Source organism: Clostridium saudiense (genome assembly GCF_000577815.1).
In the GTDB taxonomy this organism is placed as follows: domain Bacteria; phylum Bacillota; class Clostridia; order Clostridiales; family Clostridiaceae; genus Clostridium; species Clostridium saudiense.
The window spans coordinates 90,173-107,562 of sequence record NZ_CBYM010000004.1; the positions used below are offsets into that span (position 1 = coordinate 90,173).

Here is a 17,390-nt window from a genome sequence, read left to right on the forward strand (position 1 = left end):
TATAAAAATTGAGGAAAAAATGGAGAATATATTTGAGGATGTAAGCGACTATATTGTTGTTATTAATGAGAATAAAATAATTAAGTTTTGCAACATAAAATTTGCAGAAAAATTAAATTATAAAAAAGAAGAAGTAATAGATATGAATCTAGAAGATGATTTATTGTGTAATAGTAAATTGTTTTGTAATATTAAAGATTCATATAAACTATTAAATGAGAATGATAATATATATAGTTTTAGAAGTAAAGAGAAAGGTATTAAAAGTTTTATTGGAAAAGTATATAAAACAAAATGGAATAATGAAGAAGCCTATTTGATCAGATTTAATCCAAATGAATATGATGATAAAGATAAAAATGATAATATAATAAATAAACTAGATAGAGATTTGAAATTAGCAGTTAATAAATATGAGAGAGCTGAAGCTAAAATCTCTGTGCTTTTGAACACAACTACTGATTTGCTTGGATTTATAGATAAGAACGGAAGAATAATTAGATTTAGTCAGGAATGGCATAAGTGTTTAGGCTGGACAGAGGATGATTTAAAAAATATAGCATGGCAAGATTTGTTTCATCCTGACGAAAAAGATGAAGTTATTGCTAGGGCTAGGGCAAGCAAAATGAATGGCAATTTATGTGAAGGTACAAATAGATGCAGATGTAAAAATGGAGAGTATAAAATTATTTACTGGAAAGCCATATATGTTTATGATTTGGGGATTTTTGTAGGTTCAGGTAGTGATATTACTGAAGAAAAAAAATATGAATCAGAAAGTAAAAAGTATGAAGAAGCATTTCATGCAGAATTAATAAAAAATGAATTATTTACAAATATGTCTCATGAATTTAAAACACCATTAAATATAATTTTTTCTGCAGTACAATTAATAGGGCATGGAATTAAAAGTAATCAAATTGTAAATGTCGATAACTTTAATTTAGAGAAGTATATAAATTCAATTAAACAAAATTCATATAGATTATTGAGATTGGTAACTAATATCATAGATGTTAGTGAATTTGATATGGGTTATTATAATTTAAATATGACGAATTGTAATATAGTTTATTTAGTTGAAGATATGGTTGCATCTATAGTTGATTATGTTGAAGGAAAAAATATTGATATAACTTTTGATACTGAAGTTGAAGAAGTTATGTTAGCTTGTGATCAGGAAAAAATAGAAAGAATAGTATTAAATTTAATTTCAAATGCAATTAAGTATACGAGTAAGGATAAAACTAAAGTTGGAAAGATAGATGTTAATTTATCGATTGATAATGGATATGTATTAATTTCTATTAAAGATAACGGAATTGGAATTTCACAAGAAGAAATAGGTATTATATTTAATAGATTTAAGAGAATTAATAATAAATTAAATAGAATGACTGAGGGAAGTGGAATTGGTTTAGCTCTTGTAAAGTCTTTAGTTGAAATGCACGAGGGCGAAATAAAAGTAAATAGTGAAATTGGACAAGGAACACAATTTACTTTTTCTATCCCAATTAGAACAGTTAATGATTGTTCAACTGAACATAAAAAAATGGTTAAAACAACTAAAATTGAAAGGTGCATTGTTGAATTTTCAGATATATATGAGTTTTAAGTAAATTTATAATTTTATAGAAGAAATGACAAAATGTAATTTTATAAATTGAAGATGTTTATGTGCAGAAATATGATTATAAAATCACAATTTTAATCTATAGAATATTTTAAATTTATAAAAAAATAATGCTAAAATGACAAATTTAATCTTAATAATGAATTTTATGAGAAAAGTAGTAAAATATATGGAAAAATCATTGATTAAAATATATAATTTATTATGTCTAAATATATATTTTAATAGGTGGGGATGTGAAAAATAGAATGCAGAAGAAAAAGCTAAAAAAAATAATTGCTGTTTCGGGTGTTGTAGGAGCTATGTTAAGTGCTAAAACTATACCTGTAAATGCAACTACTGTTAATAATAGTGGGGTTGCCGTGGCATCTGTAAGTAAAGGACAAGTAGTTAATGTAACTTCAACTTTAAGAGTTAGATCAGCTGCTAATACAAATTCAACGGTACTTGGAACATTAAGAAATGGTGCTACATTTGACATTATTTCAAAAAGTGGTAGTTGGTATGAAATTAAATATAATGGTGGAAGTGGATTTGTTCATGGAGATTATGTTAAGGAAATTACAGAATCTTCAACAGTTTCATCAACTGGAAAGGTAGTTAATGTAACTTCAAATTTAAGAGTAAGAAGTGGAGCCTCAACGAGTGCATCAGTATTAGGATATATAACTAATAACACTTCAGTAAGTATAGTTGGAGTGGAAGGAAGCTGGTACAAGATTAAATATAATAGTGGTTATGGATATGTTCATAAAGACTATATATTAGTTGATGGAAGCTCAAATAATACTACAAATGGAAGTACAAATAATAATAGTACAAATAACGGTAATAATGCAAGTAACGAAAGCAATAATTCTTCTGAAAATGTAATTAATAAAACGGGATATGTGTATAATGTAAGTAGTGGTGGATTAAATGTAAGAAGTGCTGCATCAACAAGTTCTACTATTTTAGGTACTTTATATTCAGGAAATTCTGTTAATATTATAGGAGAAAGTGGAAGTTGGTATAAGATAACTTATAATTCATCAACAGCTTATGTTCATAAGGATTATATAACTGAAAATAAACCATCTTCTGGTAGTGATAATAATAGTACAAGCAATGGTTCAGTTTCAAATGGAAATTCTTCATCAAGTGAAGCTATGAATGAAACTGGAGTAGTAGTAAATGTTTCTTCAAATCTTAGAGTAAGAAAAGAAGCTTCATCAAATTCATTAGTTTTAGGATACCTTTTAAATAATCAAACTGTAACTATAACAGGAAAAGAAGGAAATTGGTATAAAATTAACTTTAATGGATCTACAGGTTACGTAAGTGCTGATTATGTTAAGATAACAACTGGAACTACAAATAATGGTGGAAATACAGGAAGTACTGGTAGTACAGAATCTGTATCTAGTTCATATGAAATAGTTTTAGAAGCTTTAAAATCACAAATAGGTTCACCTTATGCTTATGGTGCAGCTGGTGAGTTAGTTACTAGAGCTTCAATTGATAGTTTAAAAGGAAGATTTCCTAGTTACGCAGCACAAGGAAAATATGATGCATTAGAGCAGTATGTAGATAGTGGATTAAGAGCTTTTGATTGTTCTGGGCTTATGCAATGGGCATTTGCTAAGGCAAATATTAATATTGGAAGAAGCACTTATGATCAAATAAATGCTGGTGTTGAAGTATCTATAAATAATATACAACCAGGAGATTTATTATTCGATAGCAATCTTGGACATGTTGCTATGTATATAGGAAATGGACAATGGATTGAATCACCTAACACAGGTAAAACTGTTAGAATAACAGATGTACGTTGGGATTCAGCTACAAGAGCTAGAAGAGTATTATAAAGTAAGAAATAGGACCATGAAATTAATAATATTTATTAATTTCATGGCTATTTTTATATTACTGTAATTTTATTTATCGTTAATTCTATCAATGTATTGCTTCATTAAGTTTGCTGATGAAACAAATTTTTCTTGCTCTTCTTTAGATAATTGAATGTTTAATACTTTTTCAATACCGTTTTTACCAAGGATAGTTGGAACACTTAAGTAAGCATCACTAACTCCATAGTAGTCATTTAAAAGTGTTGAAACAGTTAAAATACTTTTTTCGTCTCTGATAATAGCTTCAACAATTCTTGTTAATGCAATTGCAACTGAAAATGCTGTTGCACCTTTTCTCTTTATAACTTCATAAGCACAGTTTTTAACATCTTCTGCAATAACAGTTTCATTTCCTTCATCCCATGTTATTGAATTTTGTTCAGAGAAGCTTTTAACAGGAATACTTCCTACCATTAATGAAGACCAAGTTACAAATTCACTATCACCATGTTCTCCAAGAACATATCCTTCAACATTTCTTCCATCTATACCAAAATACTTACCTAATAAACTTCTAAGTCTTGCAGTATCTAAAACAGTTCCAGAACCTATAACTCTTTCTTTTGGGAATCCTGATAATTTATATGTCATATATGCAAGTATATCAACTGGGTTAGAAACAACTAATAAAATTGAATTAGGGCTTAATTCAGCAAGTCTAGGAATGAAGCTTTTAAATATTGCGTAGTTTTTATCTACTAAGTCTAATCTTGTTTCACCAGGTTTTTGTGGTGAGCCAGCAGTAATTATAATTATATCCGAATTTTTTGTATCTTCTAAAGTTCCTAAAGTAACATTACATGGACGGCATAATGAGCTTCCATGCATTAAGTCCATAACTTCACCTAATGCTTTTTCTTGATTTATATCATTTATTACTATTTCTCTTGCAATTCCTCTTTGTAGCAATGCAAATGCAGTAGTTGCACCAATAGCACCTGCTCCAATTATTGATATTTTACTCATAATTTCACCTCATTTAATTTTTACATATAGTATTTGTATTATTAATAAATATATTATAGAAATAAAAAATAATTATTATTTGTTAATAATTATATTATAGTTATATTGTTAAAAAATTGCAATATATTTACCTTATTTATGTATAAAAGGATGAAAAATAAAGAAAATTAAAGAAAAGATAAATATATTGTAAAATAAATGTTGATATAGTGAAATTAATCCAGAATATAGCATATTTATATTTAAAAATTATAATGCTTATACTAGCATCAATATAAGTTAAATAAAACCATAACTGATACTATAAAAACAAAAGGTGTAATTATAATGAATTTGATTTTTTATTATAATTTGCACCTTTTTATTTTTTATAAAATTGATATAATCAGTAATAAGGACAGCATATGCTTTTATATATTTAAATAAATAATATGTAATGTGACAATAAGGAGGCGATTTTGTGAATTATTATAAAGTATTAGGTGTTGAAGAAAATGCCTCAAAAGAAGAAATTAAAAGAGCTTATGAAAAACAAGTTGCTTATTTTAAAAGTGAAGTTAAGGATGAAAAAAGATTAAATAAATTTATAGAATTATTTGATGAGGCATTAGCTGCGTTAAATGTAGAGGAAAAAGAAATAATTCAGCCAATAGAAGAAAATGAAGGTGTATTTGATGAAGAAGTAAGTAAGTTATTTAAATCAGTAGAAGAGAAGGAAAAATCAAGAAATGTTAACGATGAAGATAAAATTATAGGGGATTGCCCTAAGGATAGCTTTGAAGAGTATTCGAAGGTAAAATGTAAAGAAATTTTAGGTGAAGACTTTAGTGAAAATAGCAATATTGAAACTAGTAATATAGCATCAGATGAAAAAAATATTGTTAATTTAAATGATGGAATGAAACTTTATATAAAAGAAGATAAAGTTGAAAATGGAATAGGTAATACTATAGTAGAAGATGCGAATAAAAGTATAAATGAAGATAAAGGTATAAATAAAGATAAAGCTATAAATGATAGTATAGATATAAAGGAACCTCAAAATATAAATGAAAGCTATGCAGCTACTATAATAATGAGTAGAGAAGAAATAGAAAGGGAAGTACTTAAAGAAAGTGCTAAAAAAAGCGAAGTACCTATATATAAATCTAAAGTTGAATTTGAAAGTGTAAATGAGTTTTTTAATAATGACTATGAGGATGAATTTGATAGTGAAGATGAATATGAAAATGACTTTATAGGAAAAGTTATTAAAAACAAGAAAAATAAAAAGAAAAGTAATATAAAAAATAAAAAAGAAAATATTAAGAAAAAAAATAATGATTCTGAAAGAAATAAAGGTTACAATAATACTAAGAAAAGTAATACAAGTAACGGTAAAAATGATGGCTTTAGTAAAAATAATAGACAAGGTGAAAATTATCAAAATGAAAGTGCAATACAGTCTGACAAAATAGGAAGACAAGCTGTAAAGGATGGAGTTAATAAAAGAATTAATAAAGTTGCAAATAAACAAAAGTCAGTAGGGGTTACTAGTATAGTATTAATACCTTTAAAAATTTTAGCACTTCCTATTATAGCTGTTTTAACATTATTAGGTATAATTTGTAAGGTGTTAAGTGTATCATCTTGGATAGTATCAAAGATGATAATTATTGGAGCAATTGCAATTAGTGCTATTCATGGTTATAGAATTTATACAGGTCAAATACCTAGGGAATATAATATATTTGTAATTTGTGCTATTGGATTTATAATTTCTATATTTTTACCAAGTGTACTTAAGTTAATTTCAAGTTCAGTGGACACAAGTAATAAAGCTTTAAAAGGCTTTGTTTTTGGGTAAGAGAAAAATAGGCTAAAATAGCCTATAAAACGGAGAATTGAAATCCATCACGAGAGGAGAATGAAAAATTGGGAAAAGCTATTGATGAAAAACATTTAGATATACAAGAAATAGAAAAGTTAAAAATAAACTTGGCTTTAGCCAATACTGAAATAAAAAAATTAAAAAAAGATATAGAGATATTAAAAAAAGCTGTCAATATTGACGTTAAAAATATAAATATTAATCCAAATGAAGAGATTGATGAAAGTAGTATTGGCTTAGATAATATTAATGAGATAGATATAAGATTTATTGATGACACAAAAGTAAAAGAAGAATATACAATAAGTGGACAAGAGTCATTAAGTGAAGATTTTTCTAAAGAGAAAAAAGAAGATACAAAAGATGAAGAAAAGAATAAATCAATTTTAGAGTTTGTTGTTGAAGAGGAGTCTATAGATGATCTTGAAGAAGATGAAATTTGTATAGAAATTAAAGAGCAAGAAGAAGAGGTTGTTGATTTAGAACTTCAAGAAACTAAAGAAAAAGCAAACGGAATATCAATGGAAGAAATTGATGAAGAAGTTCAATTAGGGTTAGAAAAAATTTCAGAAGAAATTGAATTAGGGTTTAAAAATATAGCTGATGAAATTATTGTTGAAGAGGAAATAGCTTTAGCAGTAGAGGAATTAAAAGAAGAGGAAATTAAAGAACAAGAAATAATTACGGAAGATGAAATTTTAACAAGTTCAGAAGAAGTAATTACAGAAAATAGCAAAGGTCAAAAAGAAGATACAATAAGTAATGTAGAGCATATAATTGAAAGTATAGAAAATAAAATAACAAAAGAGGATGATATTGAAAATAAAGGTCTATTCATTAAAATAAAGAAAGCCTTTATAGAAAATAATAATTATGAATGTATAATAACATTAAATAAAATAATTGATGAGATAAGTGAAATAGAGCAAGAATTAGTTAATGAAGATAAAATTGTGTTGTTATACTTAAGCTATTTTTATGATAAATTAAATGATTTACTTGAAAAGAGTGAAATAATAAATGAATTTTACATATCAGAAAATGAGGAAAGTAAATTATTAAAAATGATAATTGATGAAAAAGAATTTGACTTAAATCAAGAAGTAGATTTAAGTGTGAATAATATTTTAAAGAGAAATAAAAAGATATTTAATTCTTTAGAAACAATTATTAAAGTTAATATTATAGAAAAAATAAATAATATTATTTATAAAAACTTTGATGAAGTATTTTCTATTAATGATATTGCTTATGGTGTAGATACACTAAATATTAAAGCTTGGGTAAAGAAAAAAGACGAGGTTAAGTGGAAACTTGTTGAGGGGTTATACTCTAGTGATAATAACAAACTATATATGCTAGAAAGTGCTATTTCTATATTAAAGTTAAATTATGATAATACTTCAAAGCCTACTATTGAAGAAGATAGTAACATCTTGAAGAAGGAAGTAGCTAAGAAAAATATAAATAGTCAGGTAAATTACATTGAAAGTAATAAAATGCAAATAAAAAACGAAGATATAAATAGTACTTTAAAAATAGAAAGAGATGAAATTATTAAGGCAAAGCCTGCAATAAAAAGTAAAGATATAGATAATAATGATAGTAAGCATGGATGGGGCAAATTAAAAAATATGATTTTTAGAAAAAATAAAAAAGAGAATAAAAAGTAATTAAAAATGAGCATATCTGTAAAAAGATATGCTCATTTTGTTTATAGTTATTTAACAAAAATATAATATGAAGAATATTTACAAAGTAGTATATAATACTATATAATATAAATATACAAACCGTAATAAAAGGGGTGGAGAAATATATATATTAAAGGTTTTTAAGAGAATATTAAGATTGTTGTAACAAAATTGACAAATTAATATAGTATAATGTTTACATAAGGAGTGATTAGTTATGGAAAATAATATAGCATTTGTAGATTCTTATCATGAAAGAAATTATATAGAGTTAGTTAAAAATTTTATGGGAAAATTAAATAAAGATTTATATATAGTATTAAAATTATTAAGTATTGATGAAGTTTATAGTGTTGCCAAAGAATATATTTGCGGCACTACTATTAAATTTAAAGAATTATTAAATGACACAAGAATTATAAATACTTCAAGATTTATAGTTGAATTAGCATATAGTTTTTATACTAGAAACTTTTCAGTCAACGAGCTTTCAAGTACACGAAAACTAGATATGGACACAAGAAATTTTATAATAAATATTTTAAATTACTATGAAAAAAAAGAAAAAGAAGTAAATACATGTGCTTAAATTAAGCGAAAATATTTTTATCAAAACTAATTGAAATATTTTATTAAAAATGTTAAAATTAGTAAAATATTAAACCGTTGAAGTGGAGATAAAAATAGATCGTGCACTAACAGAGAGTTTGGAAAGATGAGAGCCAAGCAGAACGCAGCCTATTAAATGGACCACTGAGGGCATAGTGAAAAGAGTTTTACTCCTAGTATTCTATGACGTTTGACATACGTTAGTTGTCTAGGATATGTTAGTATCTGATAAAGTGTACGATTATTTCGTGAATCAAGGTGGCACCGCGGGTGTAGTATATTCTACCCGTCCTTGACAGTAAATTATACTGTCTTGGGCGGGATTTTTTACGTTCTTTAATAGTAAGTATACTATTATAAATTTTTAAATTATTAATAGTACATTAGGAGGGAAAAGATGATTTATCCAAGTTTAAAAGAAGTAAAAAAAATTACTACGAATGAAGATTATAAAGTTGTACCAATAAGTATGGAGTTATATTCGGATATAAAAACTCCTATTGAAACCTTAAAAATTTTAAAGGGAATCAGTACTAATGTTTTTATTTTAGAAAGTGTTGATAGTACTAATAAAATGGGAAGATACACCTTTTTAGGATATGACCTAAAGCTTGAACTTACTTGCTACAATCATAAACTAAAAATTATTACAGGGACCACTATTGAAGAAGAAGTAAAGCATCCAAATGAATATATAAGAAAAATATTAAAAGAAAATAAAAGTCCAAGGATTTCGGGAATGCCTACATTTACTGGAGGACTTGTAGGATATTTTTCTTATGATTATATAAAATATGGAGAGCAGAGCTTAAATTTAAATGCTAATGATGAAGAAAAGTTTAATGATGTAGATTTAATGCTTTTTGATAAAGTAATAGCATTTGATAATTATAGGCAAAAAATAATCTTAATTGTAAATATTAAGGTTGAAAATTTAGAAGTTAATTATAGAAAAGCAGAAATTGAATTAAAGGCAATGGCAGATTTGATTATTAATGGTAAAAAAGCTGAAGAAAGACCATTAAAGATAAAGTCAGATTATAGAAGTTATTTTTCTAAAGAGCAATATTGCAATATGGTAGTAAAGGCCAAGGAATATATAAAAGAGGGTGATATTTTTCAAGTAGTATTATCAAATAAAATTGAAGCTGAAATAGAGGGAAGTATTTTAGATGCTTATAGAGTTTTAAGAAGTACTAATCCATCACCTTATATGTTTTATTTTTATAGTAATGATATTGAGATATCAGGAGCTTCACCAGAAACTTTAGTAAAACTTGAAAATAATAAGTTATATACTTTCCCACTAGCTGGAACTAGAAAAAGGGGAAAAGATGAAGAGGAAGATTTGGAGTTAGAAAAAGAACTTTTAGCTGATGAAAAGGAATTAGCAGAACATAATATGCTTGTTGACTTAGGTAGGAATGATATAGGTAAAATAAGTGAAATTAATTCAGTAAAAGTTGATAAATATATGAGTATAGAAAAGTTTTCTCATGTAATGCATATAGGTTCTACAGTATCTGGGACATTAAGATCAGATAAGGATGCATTAGATGCAATAGATTCAATATTACCAGCAGGTACATTATCAGGAGCACCAAAACTTAGGGCTTGTGAAATAATAAATGAGTTAGAAGGAAATAAAAGAGGAATATATGGTGGAGCTATTGGATATATAGATTTTACGGGAAACTTAGATATGTGTATTTCAATAAGACTTGCATTTGCAAAGAATGGAAAGGTGTTTGTAAGATCAGGAGCTGGTATTGTTGCAGATAGTGTTCCAGAAAATGAATATGAGGAATGTATAAATAAATCTAAGGCTGTTATTAATGCATTAAATATTGCAAAGGGTGGGATTAGATAATGATACTTTTAATAGATAATTATGATAGTTTTTCTTATAACCTTTATCAGCTTATTGGAACTATTGATTCTAATATTACTGTAATAAGAAATGATGAAAAGAGTATTAAGGAAATTGAAGCAATGAATCCAGAAATAATAATTATTTCACCAGGACCAGGAAAACCTAAGAATGCAGGAATTTGTATTGATGTAGTTAAGTATTTTAAAGGGAAGATACCTATATTTGGGGTATGTTTAGGTCATCAAGCAATATGTGAGGCTTATGGAGCAACAATTACTTATGCTAAGAACTTAATGCATGGTAAGACAAGCATAGTTAATGTGAATAATGATAGCAAGTTGTTTAGAGGGCTTAATGAAAAAATAAAGGTTGGAAGATATCACTCTTTAGCTGTAGATAAAAATACTTTACCATTAGAGTTATCAGTAATAGCAATGACTGATGATAATGAAGTAATGGCAGTTGAAGATAAGAAAAATAAAGTATATGGTGTTCAGTTTCATCCTGAATCAATATTAACTAAGGATGGATTGAAAATAATAAATAATTTATTAAGTTAAAAATAATTTATTGTACTTTGCCTTAAGGGAATATTCATAAATTTAACTAGAGATGTTCACAAATTAAAAGAGAAAGATTCGTAAATGAAAAGTTCTTTAAAGGCAAAATAAAAGAGGGGGCAATTTAAATGATTAAAGAAGCAATTATTAAACTAAGCAATAAGCAAGATATTGGTTATAACATGGCCAAGGAAGTTATGAATGAAATTATGAGCGGGAAAGCAAGTGATATTCAAAAAAGTGCATATTTAACTGCATTAAGTATGAAAGGTGAAACTATTGGAGAAATCACTGCTTCAGCAGAAGAAATGAGAAATCATTGTATAAAGCTTTTACATGATAAAGATGTACTAGAGATAGTGGGAACTGGTGGAGATGGATCTAATTCATTTAATATTTCAACTACATCATCAATTGTAATTGCAGCTGGAGGGGTACCAGTTGCTAAGCATGGAAATAGAGCTGCAAGTAGCAAGTGTGGGGCTGCGGATGTATTAGAAGCTTTAGGAGTAAATATAACTATTTCGCCAGAAAAAAGTACTGAGTTATTAAATAAAATAGGTATTTGTTTTTTATTTGCACAAAATTATCATATTGCAATGAAGTATGTAGCACCAGTAAGAAAAGAGCTTGGAATAAGAACTGTATTTAATGTGTTAGGGCCACTGAGTAATCCTGCAGGAGCAAATATTGAGCTAATGGGTGTTTATGATGAAGAATTAGTAGAACCTTTAGCTAGAGTCTTAGATAATTTAGGCGTAAAAAGAGCATTAGTAGTTTATGGGGAAGATAAATTAGATGAAATATCTATGAGTGCAGCTACTAAAGTTTGTGAAATTAAGAATGGAAAATTTTATTCTTATAAAATACGTCCTGAGGACTTTGGATTTGAAAGATGTAATAAAGAAGAATTAGTTGGAGGCAGTCCTAATGAAAATGCAGAAATTACTCTTTCTATTTTAAATGGAGTAAAGGGTGCTAAAAGAAATGCTGTTGTTTTAAATGCTGGAGCAGCTTTATATTTAGGTGGAAAAGCTGATTCAATAAAAGATGGTGTTAGATTAGCAGAAGATATTATTGATAGTGGAAAGGCTAAAAAGAAATTAGAAGATTTCATTAAGTTTTCTAATGAGTAGGTGATTAAATGATTTTAGATGAAATAGTTGAAAAGACAAAGGTTAGATTAGAACAGAAGAAAAAGGAAAAGCCTTTTTATTTAGTAAAAAAGGAAGCACTATCAATAGTTGAACAGCAATTTTACTTTGAAAAAGTATTAAAAAGTAAAGAAATATCATTTATTTGTGAAGTTAAAAAAGCATCACCATCAAAGGGAATAATAGCAGAAGAATTTCCTTATTTACAAATAGCAAAGGATTATGAAAAAAGCGGAGCAAATGCAATATCAGTCTTAACAGAGCCATATTTCTTTAAAGGTGAAGATAAGTTCTTGAAAGAAATAGCCAGTGAAGTAAAAATTCCTGTATTAAGAAAAGATTTTGTAATAGATGAATATATGATATATGAAGCTAAAATCTTAGGAGCAAGTGCAGTATTACTTATTTGTTCAATATTAAATGAAGATACTTTAAAAAAGTATATAAAAATAGCAGATAGCTTAGGATTATCAGCATTAGTGGAGGCTCATGATGAAGATGAAATTAAAATGGCTTTAAGAGCTAGAGCAAGAATTATAGGAGTAAATAATAGAAATCTTAAGGATTTTACTGTTAATATAAATAATTCTATAAATTTAAGAAAGCTAGTACCAGAAGATATTATTTTTATAGCTGAAAGTGGAATAAAAACTTCGGAGGATATAGAAAAGTTAAGAAAAGCTAATGTAAATGCAGTATTAATAGGTGAAACTCTTATGAGAAGTAAGGATAAAAAGACAGCCTTAGAGTATTTAAGAGGATACAAATATGAGTAAAGTAAAAATAAAATTTTGTGGGTTGTTTAGAGAAAAAGATATTGAATATGTAAATGAGTTAAATCCAGATTATATAGGCTTTGTATTTGCTAAAAGTAAAAGACAAGTTAGTATAAAACAAGCAATAAAATTAAAAAGTAAATTAAATACTAATATTAAGGCTGTTGGAGTTTTTGTTAATGAAGATATTGAAAAAGTATTAGAGATAATAGATAAAAATATTATTGATATAGTTCAACTTCATGGAAATGAAAGTGAGGAGTATATAAAAACTATAAAAGAAAGGAGTACAAAAGAAGTTATAAAAGCAATAAAGGTAAACTGCTTTGAAGATATTGAAGTATGGAAGGATTCTTGTGCAGATTATTTATTGTTAGATAATGGACAAGGGACAGGAAAGACATTTAATTGGAATAATATAAAAAATCTTAATAGACCATTTTTCCTTGCTGGTGGATTAAATTTAGAAAATATAAATGAAGCTATTTTAAAGGTAAAACCAATGGCTATAGATATTAGCAGTGGCATTGAAACTAATGGAGTTAAGGATTTTGAAAAAATGAAGGAAGTAATAAAGATTGTAGGAAGGTAGGTAATTTTATGAGTAAAGGGAGATTTGGAATTTACGGAGGACAGTATATAGCAGAAACATTAATGAATGAACTTATTAATCTTGAAGAAAAATATGAATTTTATAAAAAGGATAAAGAATTTAATGAGGAATTAAATAAATTACTTAATGAATATGCTGGGCGACCATCATTATTGTATTATGCAGAAAAAATGAGTAAAGATCTTGGAGGAGCAAAGATTTATTTAAAAAGGGAGGATTTAAATCATACAGGCTCTCACAAAATAAATAATGTTCTTGGACAAGCTTTGTTAGCTAAAAAATTAGGTAAAACAAGAATAATTGCAGAAACAGGAGCAGGGCAACATGGTGTAGCAACAGCTACTGCAGCAGCCCTTTTAGGGTTAAAGTGTGAAATATTCATGGGGAAGGAAGATACAGATAGACAAGCCTTAAATGTGTATAGAATGAAGCTTTTAGGGGCAAAGGTTCATTCTGTAACTAGTGGAACAATGACTTTAAAGGATGCTGTTAATGAAACTATGAGGGAATGGGTAAGTAGAATTTCTGATACTCATTATGTTTTAGGATCAGTAATGGGACCGCATCCATTTCCTACAATAGTAAGGGATTTTCAAAGTGTTATAAGTAAAGAAGCAAGGGAACAAATATTAAAGGTAGAAGGAAAGCTACCTAGTGCAGTTATTGCTTGTGTTGGTGGTGGAAGTAATGCAATTGGAGCTTTTTATAACTTTATAGAAGATAAAGATGTACAGCTTATTGGATGTGAAGCTGCAGGGAAAGGTGTAGATACAGCATTAAATGCAGCAACTATGGCTAATGGAACAGTAGGTATATTTCATGGAATGAAGTCTTATTTTTGCCAAGATGAATTTGGGCAAATTGCTCCAGTTTACTCAATATCCGCAGGTTTAGATTATCCGGGGATTGGACCTGAACATGCATATTTAAATGATATAAAAAGAGCTAAGTATGTACCTATAACTGATGATGAAGCAGTTGAAGCCTTTGAGTATTTAGCAAGAACAGAAGGGATTATTTGTGCAATAGAAAGTGCACATGCTGTAGCTTATGCTATGAAAATAGCAAAGAATTTTAGCTCTGATGAAAATATTATTATTAATCTTTCAGGAAGAGGAGATAAAGATGTTGCAGCAATAGCTAGATATAAGGGGGAAGAAATTTATGAGTAAAATATATAAAGCATTTGAAAGTAAAAAGGCATTTATAGGTTTTTTAACTGCAGGTGATCCAGGGGCAGATAAGACTGTAGAATATATTTTAGAAATGGAAAGAGCAGGGGCTGATTTAATTGAAATAGGAATACCTTTTTCAGATCCAACAGCTGAAGGTATAGTAATTCAAGAAGCTAATATTAGAGCATTAAAAGGTGGAATGACAACTAGTGGAGTTTTTGAAATTGTAAAAAAGGTAAGAGAAAAAAGTAATATTCCATTAGTATTTTTAACTTATATTAATCCGGTTTATAAGTATGGGTATGAAAAATTCTTTGAAGAATGTAAAGAAGTTGGAATTGATGGAATTATTATTCCAGATGTACCTTATGAAGAAAAACATGAAATTGAAGATATAGCAAATAAATTTGATGTTGATATTATTTCTTTAATTGCACCTACTTCAGAAAATAGAATAAAAAAAATAGCAAGTGAGGCTAAAGGATTTATTTATGTAGTTTCTTCTATGGGGGTTACGGGTGTTAGGAATGAAATAAAAACAGATATATCAAGTATAGTAAAATCAATTAAGGAAGTTACTGATATTCCTTGTGCTATAGGTTTTGGAATTAATAATTCAAAACAAGCAAGGCAAATGGCAGAAGTAGCAGATGGAGTTATTGTTGGAAGTGCAATTGTTAAGATAATTGCAAAATATGGGGACAATGCGCATGATGAATTATTTAATTATGTGAAAGAAATGAAAGATGCAATAAAATAGGAGTTCAACATGTATAAAATTTGGTTATTAAGAAGTGCTGTTGCATAACTAAGAAAGTTATAATCCATGTTTAATATAGATAAAACTGTAGAGGTAGTGTGAAGTAATTATTATAGATGAGTGGCTAAATTTAGAATATAAATTTTGTATTTACGCATACCTTATAATAAGAGCATAAATTTAGTAAGTGTGCTTAAAAAAGTAGTACATGAAATGTTGTAAGGAAGTGTAAATATGCTATCAGAAATTGAAAAGCTAAGGGAAGAGATAAAATACTATAAGCGAGAAAGAGATGATTGGAAAGTAGATATGAAAATGCTCCATGCAAAGGAAAAAGTACAGGAATTAGATAATAAAATTCAAGAATTACAAGATAAGCTATATGACATGGAATTTAAAGAGTTAGTAAAAGAAGAAAGCCAACATAATAATATTCAAGGGTAAAATAAAGCCATAAATATTGAATGTTTAAACATCCAATATTTATGGCTATATTATTTAATTGTTAAATAATATATTTGAATTAGAGGTAAATAAACATATTCATTTAAAAGTTATTTTAAATAATTACTTGAAAATTATGATTAATATAGTATAGTTTTAAATATATATGTTTAATAAAAATACAGTAGAAAATCATTTGTATGTAAAGGAGTACTAGGATGGGGATATTTGATATATTTAATAAAAAGAAAAATAACGTAGAAAAAGTTGAACATAAAGTTCCAGAATATTATGGAGTGACTAGTGATTTATTAGGTGAAGTAGAAGATTTAGCTTCAAAATATTTAGTAGATGAAAGTATGTTAGATATATATAGCAAAGATAAATTAGAGGTAAAATATCTTAATGAAGCAAGACAAGAATTAGAAGAGGCATTAAAAAATTTAAACAAATCATTAGAAGAATATTATGATAATGAATATACTATTGCTAGTGCTACAAAAGAAAAAGATAAGACATTCCCATATTCATTAGAGGCTTTAGTGGTGTTATTTAATAATTCACTTGATTTATATGCTGAAAATGAAAGTGCATGGGATACTTTAAATTTAGCATATAATAAGTGTAATGGTAAATTAAACAAAGTAAAAGAAGTATTAAGTGATGATGAAGCTATTCAAAAGTTTACTGGACTTAAACCTATAGTAAAAGAAGAGGAAAAGATAGAGGAAACTGAAGTTACTAATGAAGAAAGCAATGAAGAGGTTGCATCAGATGCTTCAGTAGTTGTTGAAAATGTTAGTGATGATGTTGATGGAGACATAATAGTTAATACTGATAAAATTAAGGTGTATTTTATTAGAATAAGCAGAAATGAAGATGATGCTTTAAATTTAAATTTATGTATTGAAAATAAAACTGACAAAAATGTTGTAGTAGAAAGTAAAGAAGTTATAGTTGATGGAAGAAGCACAGAACCAGTATTTAACTGCAATATTTCAGCAGAAACAAGAGTGTTTGATAAAATGATATTTAATACTAATGTTGATCAGTTAGTTAATTTAGAATGTTCAATTACTATGAAAGATAGTAATACAAATGAATTATTAGAAGAATGTAAAGTTAGTATGTTTAAAGAAAATTAATTATAATAAATATGAAGTGGTAGATATTTTTTAATTGTCTACTGCTTTTTTTACTTCTTAATAGAAAAATTCAATAATTATTAATGCGGTATAATATTTTAGTAGTCGAAGAATAAGTTTTTAAAAAAGTGAATTTAGTATTAAAATCAAGAATTTAACTTTTCATTTTAGGCTAGAAATTTATAAAAAATATTGACTTGGAGTTAGCTCCAAGGGGTATTATTAA

15 protein-coding genes are annotated in these 17,390 nt (G+C 27.1%); 14 read left to right on the forward strand and 1 reads right to left on the reverse strand.

All coding sequences use genetic code 11. The features are described from left to right. The first annotated feature begins 19 nt into the window (after window positions 1-19). Together TY07_RS03525 and TY07_RS03530 are read left to right on the forward strand one after the other, a co-directional pair. Window positions 20-1,615, forward strand: coding sequence for a sensor histidine kinase (locus TY07_RS03525; RefSeq protein ID WP_052330601.1), 1,596 nt, complete (start codon window positions 20-22; stop codon window positions 1,613-1,615). 254 nt (window positions 1,616-1,869) lie between these two features. Continuing rightward, window positions 1,870-3,483: a C40 family peptidase gene (locus TY07_RS03530; protein ID WP_052330602.1), complete on the forward strand. Its 1,614-nt coding sequence runs from the start codon at window positions 1,870-1,872 to the stop codon at window positions 3,481-3,483. Window positions 3,484-3,552: 69 nt separating this feature from the next. Here TY07_RS03530 and TY07_RS03535 read toward each other — a convergent pair whose 3' ends face one another. Next, window positions 3,553-4,491 carry an L-lactate dehydrogenase gene (locus TY07_RS03535; RefSeq protein WP_042395429.1) on the reverse strand — a complete coding sequence of 313 codons (939 nt, stop codon included), beginning with the start codon at window positions 4,489-4,491 and terminating at the stop codon, window positions 3,553-3,555. 460 nt (window positions 4,492-4,951) lie between these two features. Here TY07_RS03535 and TY07_RS03540 point away from each other — a divergent pair, with 460 nt between their 5' ends. The 12 genes from TY07_RS03540 to TY07_RS03595 all read left to right on the forward strand — a co-directional run bounded on the left by TY07_RS03540 (window position 4,952) and on the right by TY07_RS03595 (window position 17,164). Next, complete coding sequence (locus tag TY07_RS03540; RefSeq protein ID WP_042395432.1) at window positions 4,952-6,337, forward strand: J domain-containing protein; 1,386 nt, start codon at window positions 4,952-4,954, stop codon at window positions 6,335-6,337. A gap of 68 nt (window positions 6,338-6,405) precedes the next feature. Next, on the forward strand, window positions 6,406-8,034 hold the full coding sequence (locus TY07_RS03545; protein ID WP_042395435.1) for a ring-infected erythrocyte surface antigen domain-containing protein: 1,629 nt from the start codon (window positions 6,406-6,408) through the stop codon (window positions 8,032-8,034). Between the two features lie 238 nt (window positions 8,035-8,272). Then, a complete protein-coding gene (locus TY07_RS03550; RefSeq protein ID WP_042395437.1) occupies window positions 8,273-8,644 on the forward strand; it encodes a hypothetical protein in 372 nt (123 codons plus the stop codon). 417 nt (window positions 8,645-9,061) lie between these two features. Then, the gene (trpE, locus tag TY07_RS03555) at window positions 9,062-10,534 is read left to right on the forward strand and encodes an anthranilate synthase component I (RefSeq protein WP_042395440.1); all 1,473 of its coding nucleotides are present in this window, start codon (window positions 9,062-9,064) and stop codon (window positions 10,532-10,534) included. Continuing rightward, window positions 10,534-11,097, forward strand: coding sequence for an anthranilate synthase component II (locus TY07_RS03560; RefSeq protein WP_042395442.1), 564 nt, complete (start codon window positions 10,534-10,536; stop codon window positions 11,095-11,097). The genes trpE and TY07_RS03560 overlap by 1 nt, the downstream gene beginning before the upstream one ends. Before the next feature lie 128 nt (window positions 11,098-11,225). Beyond that, window positions 11,226-12,233, forward strand: coding sequence for an anthranilate phosphoribosyltransferase (gene trpD, locus TY07_RS03565; RefSeq protein WP_042395446.1), 1,008 nt, complete (start codon window positions 11,226-11,228; stop codon window positions 12,231-12,233). Window positions 12,234-12,241: 8 nt separating this feature from the next. Continuing rightward, window positions 12,242-13,027, forward strand: a complete 786-nt coding sequence (gene trpC / locus TY07_RS03570) for an indole-3-glycerol phosphate synthase TrpC (RefSeq protein WP_042395447.1) — start codon at window positions 12,242-12,244, stop codon at window positions 13,025-13,027. Then, window positions 13,020-13,619 carry a phosphoribosylanthranilate isomerase gene (locus tag TY07_RS03575; protein WP_042395452.1) on the forward strand — a complete coding sequence of 200 codons (600 nt, stop codon included), beginning with the start codon at window positions 13,020-13,022 and terminating at the stop codon, window positions 13,617-13,619. Before trpC ends, TY07_RS03575 begins: the two co-directional genes overlap by 8 nt. An 8-nt stretch (window positions 13,620-13,627) precedes the next feature. Then, window positions 13,628-14,812 carry a tryptophan synthase subunit beta gene (gene trpB / locus TY07_RS03580; protein WP_042395454.1) on the forward strand — a complete coding sequence of 395 codons (1,185 nt, stop codon included), beginning with the start codon at window positions 13,628-13,630 and terminating at the stop codon, window positions 14,810-14,812. Next, window positions 14,805-15,575, forward strand: coding sequence for a tryptophan synthase subunit alpha (gene trpA, locus TY07_RS03585; protein ID WP_042395456.1), 771 nt, complete (start codon window positions 14,805-14,807; stop codon window positions 15,573-15,575). The genes trpB and trpA overlap by 8 nt, the downstream gene beginning before the upstream one ends. A gap of 234 nt (window positions 15,576-15,809) precedes the next feature. Next, window positions 15,810-16,019 carry a hypothetical protein gene (locus tag TY07_RS03590; RefSeq protein ID WP_042395459.1) on the forward strand — a complete coding sequence of 70 codons (210 nt, stop codon included), beginning with the start codon at window positions 15,810-15,812 and terminating at the stop codon, window positions 16,017-16,019. A gap of 218 nt (window positions 16,020-16,237) precedes the next feature. Then, window positions 16,238-17,164, forward strand: coding sequence for a hypothetical protein (locus TY07_RS03595; RefSeq protein ID WP_042395461.1), 927 nt, complete (start codon window positions 16,238-16,240; stop codon window positions 17,162-17,164). The last annotated feature ends 226 nt before the right edge of the window (window positions 17,165-17,390 follow it).

Coding starts and splice junctions, on each gene's coding strand:
- TY07_RS03590 (WP_042395459.1), top strand. CDS start 15,810: ATGCTATCAGAAATTGAAAAGCTAAGGGAAGAGATAAAATACTATAAG.
- TY07_RS03525 (WP_052330601.1), top strand. CDS start 20: ATGGAGAATATATTTGAGGATGTAAGCGACTATATTGTTGTTATTAAT.
- TY07_RS03595 (WP_042395461.1), top strand. CDS start 16,238: ATGGGGATATTTGATATATTTAATAAAAAGAAAAATAACGTAGAAAAA.
- trpD (WP_042395446.1), top strand. CDS start 11,226: ATGATTAAAGAAGCAATTATTAAACTAAGCAATAAGCAAGATATTGGT.
- trpE (WP_042395440.1), top strand. CDS start 9,062: ATGATTTATCCAAGTTTAAAAGAAGTAAAAAAAATTACTACGAATGAA.
- trpA (WP_042395456.1), top strand. CDS start 14,805: ATGAGTAAAATATATAAAGCATTTGAAAGTAAAAAGGCATTTATAGGT.
- trpC (WP_042395447.1), top strand. CDS start 12,242: ATGATTTTAGATGAAATAGTTGAAAAGACAAAGGTTAGATTAGAACAG.
- TY07_RS03575 (WP_042395452.1), top strand. CDS start 13,020: ATGAGTAAAGTAAAAATAAAATTTTGTGGGTTGTTTAGAGAAAAAGAT.
- TY07_RS03550 (WP_042395437.1), top strand. CDS start 8,273: ATGGAAAATAATATAGCATTTGTAGATTCTTATCATGAAAGAAATTAT.
- trpB (WP_042395454.1), top strand. CDS start 13,628: ATGAGTAAAGGGAGATTTGGAATTTACGGAGGACAGTATATAGCAGAA.
- TY07_RS03560 (WP_042395442.1), top strand. CDS start 10,534: ATGATACTTTTAATAGATAATTATGATAGTTTTTCTTATAACCTTTAT.
- TY07_RS03535 (WP_042395429.1), bottom strand. CDS start 4,491: ATGAGTAAAATATCAATAATTGGAGCAGGTGCTATTGGTGCAACTACT.